The sequence below is a fragment of the Actinorectispora metalli genome (assembly GCF_056323685.1).
In genome coordinates, this window is sequence record NZ_JBREYE010000001.1 from 178,638 (window position 1) to 196,713 (window position 18,076).

Below are 18,076 nucleotides of genomic sequence, written 5' to 3' on the forward strand. Positions count from 1 at the left end.
ACTCACGAGCGCTTGTCACGTGGTTTGGGCCTCGCGGAGGGACTTGGGGCGCAGGTCGGTCCAGTTCTGCTCCACGTAGTCGAGGCACGCCTGCTTGTCGGCCTCGCCGAAGACCTTGCGCCAGCCCGCGGGGATCTCCGCGAAAGACGGCCACAGCGAGTGCTGGTCCTCGTCGTTGACCAGGACCACAAAGGTGCCCTGCGGGTCGTCGAACGGGTTGGTCATGTGCTCCTCCTGGGCAGCAGCGTGCTGATGGTGCGGTGCGGGTCGGCGACGGCGGCGGTGAGCAGCTTGGTCAGCTCCGCCCCCAGCCGGGCCACCGTCTCCGGGGTGAACAGGTCGGTGGCGTAGATCAGGTAGCAGGGCACCGGGCCGCCGTCCCTCGGCTCGTAGAAGCTGAGCGTCAGATCGGCGTCAGTCCACCGGGTGGGTACGGCGTCGAGGGTGGCCGCCGCGCCAAGGCCGGTGACCCTGGCCTTCTCATGGTGCACGATCCGGACCCTGGGTTCCTCGATGGCGGTCGCCCGCTGGACGTCGGCGAACGGCACCTCTTGGTGGTCCAGGGCATCGAGGGTGGTGTCGCGGACCCTGGACAGCAGAGTCGCGAACGTCGGGTCGGCGGCGGTGTCGGTGCGCAGGACCACGGTGTTGAAGAAGCAGCCGACCAGACCTGCCAGCGATTCCTCGGTGCGGCCCGCGGCCAGGGTGGCGATCGGCAGGTCGGTGCCTGCCCCGTTGGCGGTGAGCAGCGCGGCCAACGCCGCGTGCAGGACCATGAACATGCTGGTGCCCGTGTCGGCGGCCAGCCGGTCCACGGCGGCGTGCAGGTCATCGGGAAGCTGGAACGGGCTCACCGCGCCGCGGTGGCTGTTCGCCTCGGGACGTGGCCGGTCCGTGGGCAGTTCGGGGCTTGGCAGGCCATTCAATCGCGTGCGCCAGTAGGCCAGTTGTCTGCCTGCGGTGCTGGTGGGGTCGGTGCTGTCGCCCAGCAGTTCCACCATCCACTGTGCATAGTCCGCATAGGACACCGGCAGCGGAGTCCATGCGGGTTCCTCGCCGCGCAGCCGGGCGGCGTAGGCCAGGTTGAGGTCGGTGAACAGCGGCACCACGGACCATTCGTCCACCGCCAGGTAGCGCATGCTCAGCAATACGGCGGCAGCGCCGTCATCGTCGGTGAGTAGCCGGAACCGGACCGGGTGGTCGGCCGGTCGGGCCGCCAGTTCCGCCAGCTCGGCCTCCAGGTCGGCGCACCGATGCCGTTCCAGCACAGGCGGATCGGCCGGTTCGGCGGCGGGCACTCCGTCCCGTTCGCGGAACGCCGTGCGCAGCGGCTCGTGCCTGTGGGCGATATCGGCCAAGGCCGCCTCCATGGCCGCGGTGTCCAGTTCCCCATCGACCCGCAGCACCAGGGCGTGGTCGTAACCCGGCTTGCCTCGGGAGAACAGCCAACGCTGGTTGGGTGCGATCGGCGGCGCCTCCGGGCGCGGTCGTGGCACGAGCGGCGGACGGGTTGCCGACGCGGTGGGCAGTTTGGCGGCGATGCCCGCCACGGTGGGCGCTTCGAAGACATCCCGCATGGTCAGGTCGACACCGAAGGCGGCGCGGATCCTGCCCACCAGACGCATCGAGGACATCGAATGGCCGCCGAGGGTGAAGAAGTTGTCGTGGACTCCGATCTCCGGAAGCTCCAGGATCTCGCGGAACAACGCGGCCATCGTGTGCTGTTCCGGTGTTGTCGGGGCGGCGTCGCCGACGAGTTCCGCGAAGTCCGGCTCGGGCAGCGCGCGGTGGTCCAGCTTGCCGTTGGGGGTGAGCGGCAGCGGGCCGTCCAGTGCGATCACCATGGCGGGCACCATGTAGTCGGGCAGCAGTTGCGCGACGTGGGTGCGCACCGCGAGGCTGTCGATCTCGCCTTCGGGCACCACATAGGCGACCAGTCGGGTGATGTCGCCTCTGCGGTCGGCCACCACCGCGGCCTGCGTCACGGCGGGATGCGCGGCCAGGGCCGCCTCCACCTCGCCCAGTTCGATGCGGAACCCGCGGATCTTGACCTGCTTGTCCACCCTGCCGAGGAAGTCCAGTTCGCCGGTGCGGCGCCAGCGGGCGCGGTCGCCGGTGCGGTACATCCTGGCACCCGGAGCGGCGAACGGGTCGGCGACGAAGCGTTCCGCGCTCAGCCCGAACCGGCCGAGGTAGCCCCGCGCCAACCCGCGACCTGCCACGTACAGTTCGCCGGTCACACCCGGCGGCACCGGGCGCAGCCGCTCGTCCAGCACGTAGCAGACGGTGTTGGGATCGGGTACGCCGATGGGCACCGCGCCGCGGCGTCCGGCTCGCGCGGTCCACAGCGTGGAGTTGACGGTCGCCTCGGTGAGGCCGTAGGCGACGACGACGTGGAGGGTGTCCGCCCACCGGTTGATCACGTCCGGCGGCACCGTCTCGGTGCCCACCACCAGCGTCGCCCCCGCGGGAAGCTCGCATTCGGGAGGCAGCGCGGAGACCAGCGACGGCGGCAGGATCATGTGCTTGACCCGCTGAGCGGCCAGGAAGTCCGTCAGCGCCGGACCCGCGACCCTCGCCTCGTCGGTCACCAGCACCAGCGTGCCGCCCTGGCACAGCGCCATGCACAGCTCGAACACCACGACGTCGAAGCCGATCGAGGCGAACTGCAACACCCTGTCGCCCGCCTGGAGCCCGAAGCGGTCCACCGCGGTCGCCACCAGGCTGGCGATGCCATCGTGGGAGAGCACGACCCCCTTGGGGCGGCCCGTGGACCCGGAGGTGTAGATGACGTACGCGGCCTGGTCGAGGGCAGGCGCGTGCGTCGGCGGGCGGTGTGCCGCAGCGAGTTCGCGGGCGACGGCGGGGTTGTCGAGCAGCACCGTTTCCATGCCGTCGACAGCGGGGATCTTCCCTTCGACGGTCTCGGTGCCGACCACGATCCGGGCCGCGGAGTCGCCGATCATGTACTGGAGGCGGTCCGCCGGATGCGAGAGGTCCAGCGGCAGGAAGGCCGCGCCCAGCTTCTGGATGCCGAGGATGGTGGCGACCATGGCCGCCGACCGCGGCACGGCGACGCCGACCACGTCCTCGACGCCGATCCCACGGGTGTGCAGCAGCGCCGCGATGCGGTCGGACTCGGCGTCGAGTTCGGCATAGGTGAGCGAGCGGTCGCCGGTCACCGCGAGCGCGTCGGGACGCTCGGCGACCTGCCTGGCGAACAGCTCGGGCATGGTCAGCTCGTCCACCTCGCGGGCGGTGTCGTTGAACCGCCGGAGGACCAGCCGCCGTTCCTCATCGTCCAGCACCTCGGCCGCGGTGACCGGCGCGTCGGGACGCCGCGTCACCGCGGTGAGCAGCCTGCCGAAGCGGTCCCGCAGCCGGGCGATGGTCTCCTCGTCGAACAGGTCGGTGGCGTACTCGACGCGGCAGGAGATCGACCCGCTGTCGAGGTGCTCGCTGAAGCTGAACACCAGGTCGAACTTGGCGGTGCCGCTGCTCGTCGGCGGCCACTCCACGGTGAGGCCCGGCAGTTCCAGCGGGGACTCGCCCCTGGCGTGATAGCCCACCATCACCTGGAACAGCGGGTTGCGGGCCAGCGAGCGGACCGGGTTGACGCGTTCCACCACGGCCTCGAACGGCACGTCCGCATAGGAGAACGCGGCAAGGTCGGCTTCCTTCACCCGCCGCACCAGTTCGGCGAAGCTCGGATCGCCGGACAGGTCCGTGCGCAGCACCAGCGTGTTGACGAAGAAGCCGACCAGCTCGTCCAAGGCCTCGTCGGTGCGGCCCGCGATCGGCGCGCCGAGCGGGATGTCCTCGCCGGCTCCCATCCGGCGGAGCAAGGCGGCGACCGCGGCGTGCAGCACCATGAACATGCTGGCGCCGCTGTCCCTGGACAACCCGCGCAGGGCGGTACAGACATCCGCGTCGAGCGCGAACTCCAGGTCGGCGCCGCGGAAGCTGGGACGCGGCGGGCGAGGCCGGTCGAACGGCAGCTCGATCTCCTCCGGCGCCCCGTCCAGGGTGCGGTGCCAGTAGTCCAACTGCTCGCCGCCGACGGCATCGAGCAGCCGCTGCTGCCACAGCGTGTAGTCCGCGTACTGCACTGGCAGCGGAGTCCACTGTGGAGCCTCACCGCGCAGCCGGGCCGCGTAGGCGGTAGAAAGGTCGCGGAGGAAGGGCCGGTCGGACCACTCGTCGGTGGTGATGTGGTGCAGCAGCACCACGAGCAGGTGGTCGTCCTCGGCAACCCGCGCCCCCGTCACCCGCAGCGGCAGTTCCTCGGCCAGGTCGAACGGGCGGGTGATCGCGTCGTGCACCAGCGAGTCCACATCGGACTCCCGCACCGGGACCACCTCGAAGGTCGGCTCCGCGTCGGAGACGATGCGTTGGAACGGCACGCCGTCCGCCACCGCGAACACCGTGCGCAGCGCCTCGTGCCTGCCGAGCACGTCGCCGACGGCGGCCCGCAGCGCGTCGGTGTGCAGCGCCCCCCGCAGGCGCATGACCAGTGGGAAGTTGTATGCCGCCGAGTTCTCGATGCTCTCGATCAGCCACAGCCGCTGCTGTGCCGAGGACAGCGGGATCTCCGCCGGGCGCCGCACCGGGACCAGCGGGGGCCGTGCCGTGCCGTTGCCGACCCGGCAGGCCAGTTCGGCCGGCGTGGGAGCCTCGAACAGGTCGCGGATCGCCAGTTCCGCCGACAACGCGGTGCGGGCCCGGCTGATCAGCCGGGTGGCCAGCAGCGAATGCCCGCCGAGGGCGAAGAAGTTGTCCTCGACGCCAACCGATGGCAGGTCGAGCACCGCCGCGAACAGCTCGCACAGCGTCTGCTCCGCACCCGGCCGCGGCGCCCTGCCCTGGGTGGTGCTGAACGTCGGCGCGGGGAGCGCGCGGATGTCCAGCTTGCCGTTCACGGTGAGCGGCAAGGTAGGCACCGCCACCAGGGCGGCGGGCACCATGTACTCGGGCAGCCGCTGCTTGAGGAACTCGCGCACCTCCGGCAGCACCGACTCCTCCGCCACCACGTAGCCGATGAGTCGCTTGGCGTGGCCGGAGCCGTCGGCGATGACGGCGGCGTGCGCCACCGCGGGATGGGCGGCGATCACCGAGGAGATCTCGCCGAGTTCCACCCGGTAGCCGCGGATCTTCACCTGGTCGTCGGTGCGGCCGAGGAAGTCCAGGATGCCATCGGGACGCTGCCGCACCAGGTCGCCGGTGCGGTACATGCGCTCGCCCGGAGCGCCGAACGGATCGGCGACGAAACGTTCGGCGGTCAGCCCGAACCGGTCGTGGTAGCCACGGGCCAGGCCGATTCCCGCGATGTAGAGCTCACCCGGTGTGCCCGGCGGCACCGGCCGCAGCGCGGCGTCCAGCACATAACCGCGGGTATTCCAAATCGGCCTGCCGACCGTCGGCGTCTCGCTGTCCACTGTGGAGGCGCCGAGGGTGTTGATGGTGTACTCGGTCGGCCCGTAGAGGTTGTAGCCGAAGGTGCCCTCGGTCTCCCGCAGCGCGGTCCACACCGAGTCGGACACGGCCTCGCCGCCCAGCATCACCAGCGGCGGGACGTGGCCTCGCAGCAGCCCCTGCTCGATGAGCAGCTGCGCGTAGGTGGGGGTCACGTTGACCACGTCGATGGCGTGCTCCTGGCAGTAGGCCACCAGTGCCTCGGCGTCGCGGCGCAACTCCTCGTCGCAGACATGCACCTCGTGGCCCTCCACCAGCCACAGCAGCTCCTCCCAGGACATGTCGAAGGCGAAGGACACGGTGTGCGCGATGCGCATCCTCCTGCCACCGGCCGCGGCGATCGCCGGGTCGAAGATCGCCTCCTGGTGGTTGAGCTGCATGTTCGTCAGGCCCCGGTAGGGGGTGAGCACGCCCTTGGGCTTGCCGGTGGAGCCGGAGGTGTAGATGACGTACGCCGGGTGCTCCAGCCGACCCGGCAGCCCCCGCGCGAACGCGGGCCGCTCCTCGTCGCGGATCTCCGCACCCGACAGTGCCGCCAGTTCGGCCCGCACCGCCTGCTCGTCCAGGCACACCGCGTCGTCGACCAGCCCGACCGCGGTGGTAGACAACACGCACAGCGGGCGGCCGTCGGCGATCATCATCCGCAGCCGGTCCGCGGGGTGGTCCAGGTCCAGCGGCAGGTAGGCGGCTCCGGTGCGCAGCACGGCGAACAACGCCACCACCATCTCGGTGGAGCGGGGCAGCGCCAGCGCGACGACCTGCTCAGGGCCCGCGCCGCGGGACAGCAACAACCGCGCCAGCCGGTTGATCCGGTCGTCCAGATCGGCGTAGGTCAGCCGCTGCTCGCCGAAGACCAGCGCGACCTCGTCCGGCGAGCGCTCGGCCTGCCGGGCGAGCAGGTCCGCGATGGTCTCGTCAGGCACCTCGTTGACGGTGGCGTCCCACCCGGCCACCAGTTCCCGCCGCTCGGCGGGCAGCAGCAGGTCGACCGCACCCGCGGGCTGGTCCGCGTTCTCGGCCAGGCGCGACAGCACGGTGGTGAAGCGCGTCAGCACCGCCTCGGCGGTGGCCGCCCCGATCAGGTCCGGCCGGGAGGCCAGCGTAATCCGCAGGCTGCCGCCGGTCGGCGTGATGACCAGCGTCATGGGGAAGTGCGTTCCATCCACATTGGACAAAGCAGTGACGCCGTACTGCTCCCGCAACGCGGCCGAGCGCTCATCGCCGTCCGCCGCGCGCAACACGAACAGGGTGTCGAAGAGCTGGCGGTGACCCGCGTCCCGCTGCAACTCGCCGAGGCCGACGTACTCGTACGGCATCAGGGCCGCGCGCTCGTCCTGGGTCCGCCGCAGCAACCCCGCGACGGACTCGCCGGGGCGGATGGTGACCCTGGTCGGAATGGTGTTGAGGAACATGCCGATCACGTTCTCGACGCCGTCGATCTCCGACGGGCGCCCCGCGACGGCGGTTCCGTACACCACGTCGTCGTTGCCGACGGTGGCCGAGAGCACCAGGCCCCAGGCCACGGACAGCATCGTGTTGAGCGTGACGCCGTGGCGGCGGGCCTGTTCCCGCAGGCGGTCGCCGAGTTCGGCACCGAGCGGGACGTGCCGCTCCTCCGGGATGACCGGTTCACGGCTGCGGTCGGCGCCCGCGACCAGCGTGGGCTGGGTCAGCCCGGACAGCGCCCGCCGCCAGGCCGCCGTCGCCGCCGCGTCGTCCTGCGCGGCCAGCCAGCGCAGGTAGTCGCGGTACGAGCCGGGATCGGGCAGGCCGCGGTCGTCGCCGTTGGCGTAGAGCGCGAACAGTTGCTCGAAGAACAGCCAGGCCGACCAGCCGTCCCACAGGATGAGGTGGTGGGTGATCACCAACCGGTCGCCCTCGGGGAGCCGGATCAGCAGGAACCGGCACAGCGGCGGTGCCGCGAGGTCGAACCGCTGCTTGCGGTCCTGCGCCAGCAGTTCGTCGACCCGCGCCGAAACCTCCGGCGCGGACAGCTCCGACAGATCCACAGTGGACAGCGGGATCTCGATGTCCTCGGCGATGAACTGCAACGGCTGCGGGACACCCTCGCTGGTGAAGCCCGCACGCAAACTGGGGTTGCGGGCCAGCACCGCCGCGGCCGCTGCGCGCAGCCGGTCGGGGTCCAGCCTGTGTCCGAAGTCGACGGTCTCCTGGGACTGGTAGACGTCCAGCCCGCCGGTGTCGTAGCTGGCGTGGAAGAACAGGCCCTCCTGCAACGGCGACAGCGGCCAGACCTCACTGCCCCCGACGCGTTCCCGTTCGGCCGCGCTGAGCAGCACCAGCGGCCGGTCGTCGGCCTGCTCCGCGGCCAGTTCGCGGGCGGTGTCAGCCAGGGCGCCCGGGGTGCGCTGCTCGAAAACGTCCTTGGGGCCCAGCCGAAGCCCGGCCGCGCGGGCGCGACCCGCCACGCTGATCGAGGAGATGCTGTCGCCGCCGAATGCGAAGAAGTCGTCGTCGACACCGACCTCGGGCAGGCCGAGAACCTCGGCGAAGATGCCGCAGAACAGGTGTTCCCGCTCGGTGCGGGGCTTGCGGCCGGATGTGCTCGCCACCACCGGCGCGGGCAGTGCGGCGCGGTCCAGCTTGCCGCTGGGCGACAGCGGGAAGTCCGCCAGCACGACGAAGGCGCCGGGCACCATGGGGTCCGGCAGTGCCTCGGCCAACGCGGCACGCAGGTGCGCCGGATCGGGTTCCGCGCCGGGGGCGGGAACCACATAGCCGACGAGCATGCCGTCACGGGCGATCACGGCCGCCCTGGCCACGCCCGGCGTGGCGGCCAGCGCAGTCTCGATTTCGCCGAGTTCGATGCGGTTGCCGCGGATCTTCACCTGGTGGTCGGTGCGGCCGAGGTACTCGAGGTTGCCGTCGGCCCGGCGCCGCACCAGGTCGCCGGTGCGGTACATGCGCTCGCCGGACGCACCATGGGGATTGGCGACGAACCGGTCGGCGGTCAGGCCGGGGCGGGCGTGGTACCCGCGGGCCAATTGCACACCCGCCAGGTACAGCTCGCCCGCGATTCCGTCCGGTACCGGCCGCAGCAGCGAGTCCAGAACGTGCAGCCGGGTGTTCCACACGGCGGCGCCGATGGGCGCCGCCTGGTCCTGCTCCCCCTCGCAGTGCCACCAGGTGACGTCGACGGCGGCCTCGGTGGGCCCGTACAGGTTGTGCAGGCCCACCCCGGTCAGCGCCAGCCACCGGTTCGCGGCCTCGCCGGGCAGGGCCTCACCGCTGCAGAACACGTTGCGGAGACTCACCGCCCATGCCGCGTCCGCGGTGACCTCGGGGGTCGCCAGGAAGCCCGCGAGCATGGACGGCACGAAGTGCATGGTCGTGACGCGGTGTTCGCGGATCAGCCCGGCCAGATAGGCGGGGTCGCGGTGACCGTCGGGTTTGGCGAGCACCACCGCGGCGCCTGCGCGCTGTGCCCAGAAGAACTCCCACACGGACACGTCGAAGCTGGCGGGCGTCTTCTGCAACACCCGATCCCGCTCCCCCAGCGGGAACATCGCCTGCATCCAGGCCAGCCGGTTGTCGATCGCGCGGTGCGTGATCAGCACGCCCTTGGGGCGGCCGGTCGACCCGGAGGTGTAGATCAGGTAAGCGGGGTCGTCGTAGCCGGGTGCGCGCGGCGCCACCTGCGTCGTGGGTGTGGGCAGGGCATCTACGAGCAGCCGTTCGACTCCCGCGACCTCGGGAAGCCTGTCTGCCGCCGAGGTCGTGGTGAGAACGGTGTCGGCGCCGGAGTCCACCAGCATGAACTCGACCCGCTCCGCCGGATAGTCGAGGTCGACCGGCAGATAGGCCGCGCCTGCCTTGAGCACACCGAACAGGGCGACCATGAGCTCGGTGGACCGGGGCACCGCGACGGCGACGATCGCACCGGGTCCGATCCCGCGTTCGGTCAGCGCCGCGGCAAGAGCGTCGGCTTTTCGATCGAGCTCCGCATAGGACAGCCGCTCGCCTTCGAAGATCACCGCGGGTGCGCGGGGGGACCGCACGACCTGTCGTTCGAACGCCTCCACCAGCGTGGTCGCGGGCACGTCCACCGCATCGCCCGCGAGCACCGGAACCGAGGCGCCGAGCTCGAGCCTGCCGACTGCGGTGTCCGGATCGGACCGCAGCAGCTCAAGCAGCTGCCCGGCGATGCCGCGCACGGCATCGGACCCGATGCGGTTGGCGTCGTGGTCGAAGCGCAGCACGGTGCGTTCGCCGGGGGTGAGGGTGATCTCCAGGGGGAAGTGCCCCACGCCGACGGTCTGCCGGTCGGCGATGCCCGCCACCGCACCGCCGGGGTAGTTCGCCACGGTCAGCAGGGTGTCGAACAGTTCCGTGTGGCCCGCGATGCGCTGAAGGTCCGCCAGGGCCAGGTACTGGTGTTCGAGCAGCTCGGTCTGCTGGTCTTGCAGGCGCGCGAGAACATCCCCCAGCGGCTCGTCCCAACGCCAGCGCAGGCGGACGGGGACGGTGTTGACGAACAGCCCGATCATCGACTCGATGCCCGCGACCTCGGCTTCGCGGCCGGAGACGAGCGCGCCGAGCACCACGTCGGTGCGGCCGGTGACGCGGCCGAGCAGAACACCCATCGCGCCGAGTACGACCGTGTTCAGGGTCAGGCCCCGCCTGCGGGCGCTGTGCGCCACCTCGGGCGGCAGCTCCACCTCGACCGCTTCGCGGCGCTGCTCCGCGCCTGCTGGTCCGCAGAGCCTGCTCGGCTCGTCCAGACCCGACAGCACCTCCCGCCACACGGTATGGCCTGCCTCCCGGTCCCGTCCGGCGAGCCACGAGAAGTAGTCGCGGTAGGCGGGTGCGGGCCGGAGCAGCTCGCCGCGGTAGAGAGCCATCAGCTCACGCAGCAGCACCGACTCCGACCAGCCGTCGCTGAGGAGGTGGTGGACGGTGAGGACCAGCACTCGGGCGTCGACCAGCGTCGCGCGCAGCAGCGGCGGCCGGTCGAGGTCGAACCGCCGTGAGCAGTCCTCGGCGAGGACCTCGTCGACGTCCCTGTCGCCGACTTCCCGCCACGGCACGGTCGCGTCCCGCGCGATGACCTGTACCCGCCGGTCGCCGACCTGCCGGAAGCCCGCCCGCAGCGAGTCGTGCCGGTCGACCAGCGCCTGGAGGGCTGCCCGGAGCGCGCCGGGGTCGACCGGCTCGGTGAACTCGATGCGCTGGCCGATCAGGTACTCGTCGGCGGCGGTGTCGTCGTAGACGGCGTGGAAGAACACCCCGTCCTGCAACGGGGCGAGCGGAAGCACGTCCGACACCGGTCCGAGTTCGTCCACTTCGGACTGGCTGAGGGCGACCATGGGGAAGTCGGACGGGGTGTGTCCGGCGGGGCCGCGGTAGGCGGCGATGGCGTCCAGGGCGTGCAGCCACAACTCGCCGAGGCGGGCCACCTCCCGCTCCTCGAACACGCCGTCCGGCCAGCTGATGCACGCGGTCAGCGTGGGACCGGTGTCGTCGCGCACGACTGCGGTGATCTCCAGCGTGTCGGCGGGGAGACCGAGCGGCTCCAGCCTCAACGGGTCCGCCTCGGGTGCGGGCATCCAGTCCTGGGCGCGGCAAGCGACCCGGCCGAGGTGGTTGAACACCACCCGGGGCTGCGACCCGGGGTCGTGGGCGGGCAGCGCCCGCAGCTGTTCCTTGACGGCTTTCAGCGGAGGGCCGAAGTCGCCCGCGGACAGCGGGCCCGGATCGAGGCGCACCGGGGATACGGTGGTGAAACACCCCACCGTGCGGGACAGATCGGCCTTGCTGGCTTCGCGGCCGTCCCGCACCAGGTCCAGCGACACCGGCAGCTGCTCGCCACGCCAGTCCCGGATGGCGAGTGCCAGCGCGGTCAGCAGGACGTCGTTGACGGTGCCGTGCACCAGATCGGGCACGGTGGTCAGCAGCGGAGCGGTGCTCGCCGAGGCGAGCGTGACCGCAAGCGACCGGGTCTCCGGTCCGCCCGTGCTGCGCGCCTCGAGCCGGCCCGCGTCGGTCAGCGACTCCGACCAACGCCGGAAAGACGTGACGGCAGGCAATTCGGCGTCCTGCTGCCACAGCAGAGCAAGGTCTTCCAGCAGGATGCGCCAAGAGGCGCGGTCGATCACCAGGTGGTGTGCGACCAGCAGCAGGCGCCGGGCCGCGGGGAACCACACGGCCTGGAACATCACGGCCTCGGCCGGGTTCAGCCTCGCCGCCGCCTGCGTGGTCTGCGCCGCGATGTCGAGATCTTCTTCGACCACAAGCAGGTCACCGGCGGACACCGAGCCCGTGGGCGGGATCTCCAACGTCCATTCCGGGGTCAGCCGAGCGCGCAGCACTCCATGGTGGTCGAGGATGGCCTGGAGCATTCCGGTGAGCCGCTCGGCGTCCAGTTCCCCAGGCACACTCAGCAGAACGGACTGGTGCAACCCGTCGATGGGTGCTCCGGAGGCGGCGAGCCTGCGAGCAGCCGGGGTGGGCTGCACGGTGCCGGTGCCGTCGTCGGCTGGTCGAGGGGTCGACCGCTCGGCACTCGCGGCGGCCAGGGCCGCGACGGTCCGCTGCCGGAAGACCTCCCGCGGCGTGATCGGCACCCCCGCGGCGCGGGCCAGGTTGACCAGTTGGATCGCGACGATGCTGTCGCCGCCGAGTTCGAAGAAGCTGTCGTGGATGCCGACGGTGTCCAGGCGGAGCACCTCGGCGAACAGGTCCGCCAGCACCCGCTCGGTGTCGTTGGTCGGCCGGGCGTCACCGACGGGGGCCGCCCAGTCCGGTTCGGGCAGCGCCGCCCGGTCGATCTTTCCGCTGGGGTTCAGCGGGAGGGGGCCTGCCATGATGACGACGGCTGAGGGAACCATGTACTCCGGCAGCGCCGCGGACACGTGCCCGCGCACCTCGCCCGCGTCCACCTCGCCCACGACGTGCGCGACCAGGCGCTTGACGCCGCGGTGGTCCTCGCGGACGGTCACCGCGGCCTGGGAGACCGCAGGGTGGGCGCGCAGCACGCCCTCGATCTCGCCGGGTTCGATGCGGTACCCACGGATCTTGACCTGGCTGTCGGCGCGGCCGAGGAAGTCGAGGCTGCCGTCGGCGCGCCACCGCACCCGGTCGCCGGTCCGGTACATCCGGCTGCCCGGCTCGCCGAAGGGATCAGCCAGGAAGCGTTCCGCCGTCAGGCCGAACTGCCCGACGTAGCCGCGGGCCAGCCCGCGCCCCGCCACGTACAACTCGCCGACGGCGCCGACCGGCACCGGACGCAACGCGGCGTCGAGCACGTAGCAGCGGGTGTTGGGGTCGGGCACGCCGATCGGGATGGGACCGCGCCAGTCCTGTTGGGCCTGCCACAGCGTGGAGTTCACCGTGGCCTCGGTCAAGCCGTAGGCCGCCACCACGCGCAGCCGGCTCGACCAGCGGTTGACCAGTTCGGTGGGCACCGTCTCGGTGCCGACCACGAGCAGCCCGCCCTCGGGCAGCAGGCAGTCCCCGGGTAACGCCGCCACCAGCGAGGGCGGCAGGATCATGTGGGTTGCGCCGTGCTCGGCCAGGTAGTCGGTCAGCTCCGCACCGGCCACCCTGCGCTCGGTCGGCACGACGATCAGCCGGGCCCCGGTGGACAACGCCATCACGAGGTCCCAGACGGCGACGTCGAAGCCCACCGACGCGAACTGCACGACGCGGCTCGACCCGGTGATGCCGATCCGCTCGGCCGCGGTGGCGATGAGGCTGCCGATGCCGTCGTGGCTCACCACAACGCCCTTGGGGCGTCCGGTGGAGCCGGAGGTGTAGATGACGTAGGCGGCCGCGTCCAACGACGCGGGTCCCGGCGGGTTGGCGTCTGTCGTCTCGGTGGCCTGCGGATCATCCAGCAGGACAAGCTGGTCCACCTCGGGCAGTGCCGAGGCCGAGCGCGAGGTGGTCAGCACCAGCGAACAGCCCGCGTCGGACAGCATGTAGGCCAGCCGGTCCGCCGGGTGGTCGGTGTCCAGCGGCAGGTACGCCGCGCCCGCCTTCATCACCGCGAGCAGCGCGACCACCGTCCGGGCCGAGCGCTCCACGGCGACGCCGACGACCTGCTCCGGTCCGACTCCCTCGTTCAACAGCCGCCAGGCCAGCCGGTTCGCCTCGGCGTTGAGCTCCGCGTAGGTGAGGCTCTCGTCCTCGCAGACCACCGCGATGGCATCGGGTGTCCGCTCGACCTGCCGTTCGAATGCGGCAGGCCAGGTCAGTTCCGGGGCGGGCATCGGGTCGGCGCCGAAGCGCTCCAGCACATCGCGTTCCGCCGGGGACAGCAGTTCCACTGAGCCCACCGGTCGATCCGGTTGGCTGATCACGGCGTCGAGCAGGCGCAGGAAGCGGTCCTCGTGCCCGGCAAGCCGTTCCCCGTCGCACACATCGGGCTTGGCGTCGAAGTGCAGGCGCAGACCCTGGTCCGCGCCGAGTTCGCAGCAGGCGATGGACAGGTCGTTGACGGGCCCGAGCGACAGGTTGACCAGATCGGCATCGGCCGTGCCGAAGCGCAGGTCCTGCCCGAAGCCCATCACGTTGACGGTGGGTCCGAACAGCGCCGCGAGCCCGGCCATCCCCAGTTCGCGCGCCAGGTCCTCTCCGCGATAGCGGTCGTGGGCGAGCAGTTCGCGGGTGGCCTCGGCCACGGAGGTGACCAGTTCGGCGAAGGTCAGCTGTGGGCTGACGGCCACCCGCAGCGGCAGCACGTTGGACGCCATGCCCGCCACCGCGCGGACGGCGGGATCGCGGCGAACGGCCACCGGCAGCCCGAGCACCACGTCGCCAGCACCGGTGGATCGGTGGGTGTACGCCGCCACCGCTGCGATCAGCAGGCGGGACGGCCGGACGTTGAGGCGCTCCGCGAGGTCACGCAGTGCGGCCGTCTTCGCCGGGGGAAGTTCGATGGTGCGCCGCAGCAGGCCGCGCCCGGTGGACAGCTCCAGCAGGCGGGCAGGATCCGGGCGGTCCGCGAGCAGCCCGTGCCAGTAGGCGCGGTCCTCATCGCGGCGAGGTGAGGTCTGGTAGTCCGCGTCGGCCTCGGCCAGCACCTGCGCCGAGCACAGCGGAGCCGCTGGCTGTCCACTGTAGATTTCGCCGGCGCGGCGGGTGATCAACGCGCAGCCGTAGGCGTCCATCACCAGGTGGTGATAGCGCTGGTACCACAAGATTCGGTCCGTGCCGACGCGCAGCAGCGCTTGGGTGGACAGCGGACCCGTCGCCGGGTCCGCCGTCCGCCCGAGGTCTTCACGCATCCAGGTCTCGGCCGCCCCCGGCTCGCCGGACAGGTCGAGAACGGTGACATCCGGCTCGGCGGCAGCACCGTCGAGCCGCACCGGGTTCCCGTCCTCATCCGTGTCGAACCGAGCGCGCAGGCCGTCGGCCTCGGCGGTTGCCTGCCGCACCGCGGCGGACAGCATCGCAAGATCGACATCGCCGGAGATGTCGGCGTACCACGCGATGTTGTAAACCGGGTTGTCCGGTTCCAGTTGCGCGGCCAGCCAGATTCCAGATTGAGCGGCGGTCAGAGGCCTGCCGAAGACCATGGAATGCGCTCTTTTCTACTTCGCCGTCACCAGCGGCAGAATCTGATCGATGGCGTAAGGGATAGACAGCACGGTGTTGAAGGAGAACGCCGCGCCGATGTCCGGGTTCTCGTAGGGCACGAACAGATCGCGCTTCTCCTGCGCCACCTTGAGCTTCTGGTACAGCGGCTCGGCCTTGATCCGGTCATTGGCCTCGGTGCTGGAGGTGACCCACACGACCCGGTCGGCGTCCACCAGGTCCAGCCGCTCCGCGCCGAACTCGGTGACGTTCTGACCCGGCTTCACCAGCTTGTCGACGTTCTCCGAGAGCTTGAAGCCCAGTTCCGAGAAGAAGATCGCCTTCGGGTCGGTCTTGGCGAAGGCCGAGTACACACCGGGCTTGAAGCTGTCCGCGACGACGACCGTCTGGTTCGCGAACTCGGGGTGGTCCTTGCGCACCTTGGCGAACTTGGCCGACATGTCGTCGATCAGCTGCTTCATCTTGGCCTCCTGGCCAAGGGCCTTGCCGATGTGCAGCGACATGTCCTGCCACGGCGCGGCGTAGTCCTCGAAGCCCTTGGGCTGGGCGACCACCGGCGCGATCTTGGAGAGGGTGTCGTACTGCTCCTTCTTCATGCCCGAATACACCGCGATGATCAGATCGGGCTGCAGGGAGGCGACCTTCTCCATGTTGTACTCGTCGCGCTCACCGACAAGCTCGGGCACGCCGCCCCAGCGGTCCTTGGCCCAGGGCCACTTGCCGTAGGGCTTCTCCTTGAACCACTCGATCGCGCCGACCGGCTTGATGCCCAGTGCGAGAACCGAATCGTGGTCGGAGAGGCCCAGCGTGATCACTCGCTGCGGCGCCTTGGACACCGTCGTGCTGCCGTACTTGTGCTCGACGGTGACCGGGAACGTGCCCTGGCCTCCGCCCGACTGGCTGTTGTTGGACGGCTGGTCGGTTCCGCCGCCGCATGCGGTCACCAAGCCCGCCAGCAGCAGGCCGAGCAGTGCCGCAGCACTCTTCCTTGCAGACATTCCTACCCTTCCGATACCCCATCTAGACGAGGCAAAGCTAACCTAAGTTAGGTCAGGCTTAATACCTACCCGGAGTGATTGTTATCGCTCGGCTACCAGCCCGGTTCCGGTTCGCATCGTGATCGAAAACGCGAGTTGTCCACAGGTCGCGGGAAGTGGCCACGGACGCGGGGCGAATGCTCCTAGAATCGCCCGGTGCCTTCCCCCGAAGCCGATCTTGAGTCCGAGCCGCTGCGGGTACTGCGCCGGGTTTTCGGCTATGACTCGTTCCGCGGACAGCAGCAGGACATCATCGACTCGCTGGTCGCAGGCGGCGACGCGCTGGTCCTGATGCCCACCGGCGGCGGCAAGTCGCTGTGCTACCAGATCCCCTCGCTGGTCAGACCCGGCGTCGGCGTCGTGGTGTCCCCGCTGATCGCGTTGATGCAGGACCAGGTCGACGCGCTCACCGCCCTCGGCGTGCGGGCGGGCTTCCTGAACTCCACCCAGGACCACGAGAAGCGCCGCCGGGTGGAGGAGGCGTTCCTGTCCGGTGAGCTGGACCTGCTGTACCTGGCGCCGGAACGGCTGCGGGTGGAGTCCACGCTGCGGCTGCTGGACCGCGGCAAGATCGCCCTGTTCGCCATCGACGAGGCGCACTGCGTCTCCCAGTGGGGCCACGACTTCCGCCCGGACTACCTGGCCCTGTCGGATCTGCACGAGCGCTGGCCCGACGTGCCCCGCATCGCGCTGACCGCCACCGCCACCGAGGCGACCCGCGCCGAGATCGCGACCCGGCTGAACCTGACCGAGGCCAGGCACTTCGTCTCCAGCTTCGACCGCCCCAACATCCAGTACCGCATCGTCCCCAAGAACGAGCCGAAGAAGCAGCTACTGCAACTGCTGCGCACCGAGCACGACGGCGACGCGGGCATCGTCTACTGCCTGTCGCGGGCCTCGGTGGAGAAGACGGTGGAGTTCCTGGTGGACAACGGCGTCAAGGCGGTGCCCTACCACGCGGGCCTGGACGCCCGCACCCGCGCCACCAACCAGTCCCGCTTCCTGCGCGAGGACGGCCTGGTCGTGGTGGCCACCATCGCCTTCGGCATGGGCATCGACAAACCGGACGTCCGCTTCGTCGCACACCTGGACCTGCCCAAGTCCGTTGAGGGCTACTACCAGGAAACGGGCCGCGCGGGCCGCGACGGCGAGGCCTCCACGGCCTGGCTGGCCTACGGCCTGCAGGACGTCGTGCAACTCCGCAAGATGATCGACAACGGCGAGGGCGACGAGGCGCACCGCCGCCGCTCCGGCAGGCACCTCGACGCGATGCTCGCGCTGTGCGAGACCATCGAATGCCGCCGCACCCAGTTGCTCAACTACTTCGGCCAGCAGGGCTCTACCTGCGGCAACTGCGACACGTGCCTGACCCCACCGGAGACCTGGGACGGCACGGTGGCCGCCCAGAAGGTGCTGTCCACCGTGTGGCGCCTCGACCACGAACGCGGCCAACACTTCGGCGCGGGCCAGATCATCGACATCCTGCTCGGCAAGCGCACCCCCAAGGTCGAGCAGAACCGCCACGAGGTCCTGAGCACCTTCGGCATCGGCACCGAACTCAATGACACCGGCTGGCGCGGCGTCATCCGCCAACTCCTGGCCCGCCAACTGCTCCGCGTCGAAGGCGAGTACTCGACCCTGGCCCTGACCCCCGAAAGCCAGGCCGTACTCCGCGGCGAACACAAGGTGCCGATGCGCCGCGAGCCCGAAAAGGTCCTCAAGGCCCGCACCGCCAAGGACGCCAAGTCCAAGCGCTCCGCACCCGCCGACCTCTCCCCCGAGGCCACCCCCCTGTTCGAACAGCTACGCGCCTGGCGCGCCGCCACCGCCAAGGAACAGGGCGTCCCCGCCTACGTCATCTTCCACGACGCCACCCTCCGCCAAATCGCCACCGCCCAACCATCCTCTTTGGACCAATTGGCCATCATCAACGGCGTCGGCGAGAACAAGCTGGCGAAGTACGGCGAACAAATCCTCGAGGTGCTGGGCGCCTAGGAATCCCGAGGCGC

At 70.6% G+C, this 18,076-nt stretch carries 4 protein-coding genes; 1 reads left to right on the plus strand and 3 read right to left on the minus strand.

Translation table 11 applies throughout. The features are described from left to right. Positions 1 to 15: 15 nt before the first annotated feature. From ACU6XJ_RS00870 to ACU6XJ_RS00880, 3 genes are read right to left on the minus strand one after another with little or no spacing between them, the layout of a single operon-like run. Positions 16 to 225 (minus strand): MbtH family protein, encoded by a 210-nt coding sequence (locus tag ACU6XJ_RS00870; protein WP_476305770.1) that lies wholly within the window; start codon positions 223 to 225, stop codon positions 16 to 18. After that, positions 222 to 15,011 carry an amino acid adenylation domain-containing protein gene (locus ACU6XJ_RS00875; RefSeq protein ID WP_476305771.1) on the minus strand — a complete coding sequence of 4,930 codons (14,790 nt, stop codon included), beginning with the start codon at positions 15,009 to 15,011 and terminating at the stop codon, positions 222 to 224. The genes ACU6XJ_RS00870 and ACU6XJ_RS00875 overlap by 4 nt, the downstream gene beginning before the upstream one ends. Before the next feature lie 15 nt (positions 15,012 to 15,026). Then, a complete protein-coding gene (locus ACU6XJ_RS00880) occupies positions 15,027 to 16,028 on the minus strand; it encodes an iron-siderophore ABC transporter substrate-binding protein (protein ID WP_476305772.1) in 1,002 nt (333 codons plus the stop codon). 195 nt (positions 16,029 to 16,223) lie between these two features. Here ACU6XJ_RS00880 and recQ point away from each other — a divergent pair, with 195 nt between their 5' ends. Continuing rightward, on the plus strand, positions 16,224 to 18,062 hold the full coding sequence (gene recQ, locus ACU6XJ_RS00885) for a DNA helicase RecQ (protein ID WP_476305773.1): 1,839 nt from the start codon (positions 16,224 to 16,226) through the stop codon (positions 18,060 to 18,062). The last annotated feature ends 14 nt before the right edge of the window (positions 18,063 to 18,076 follow it).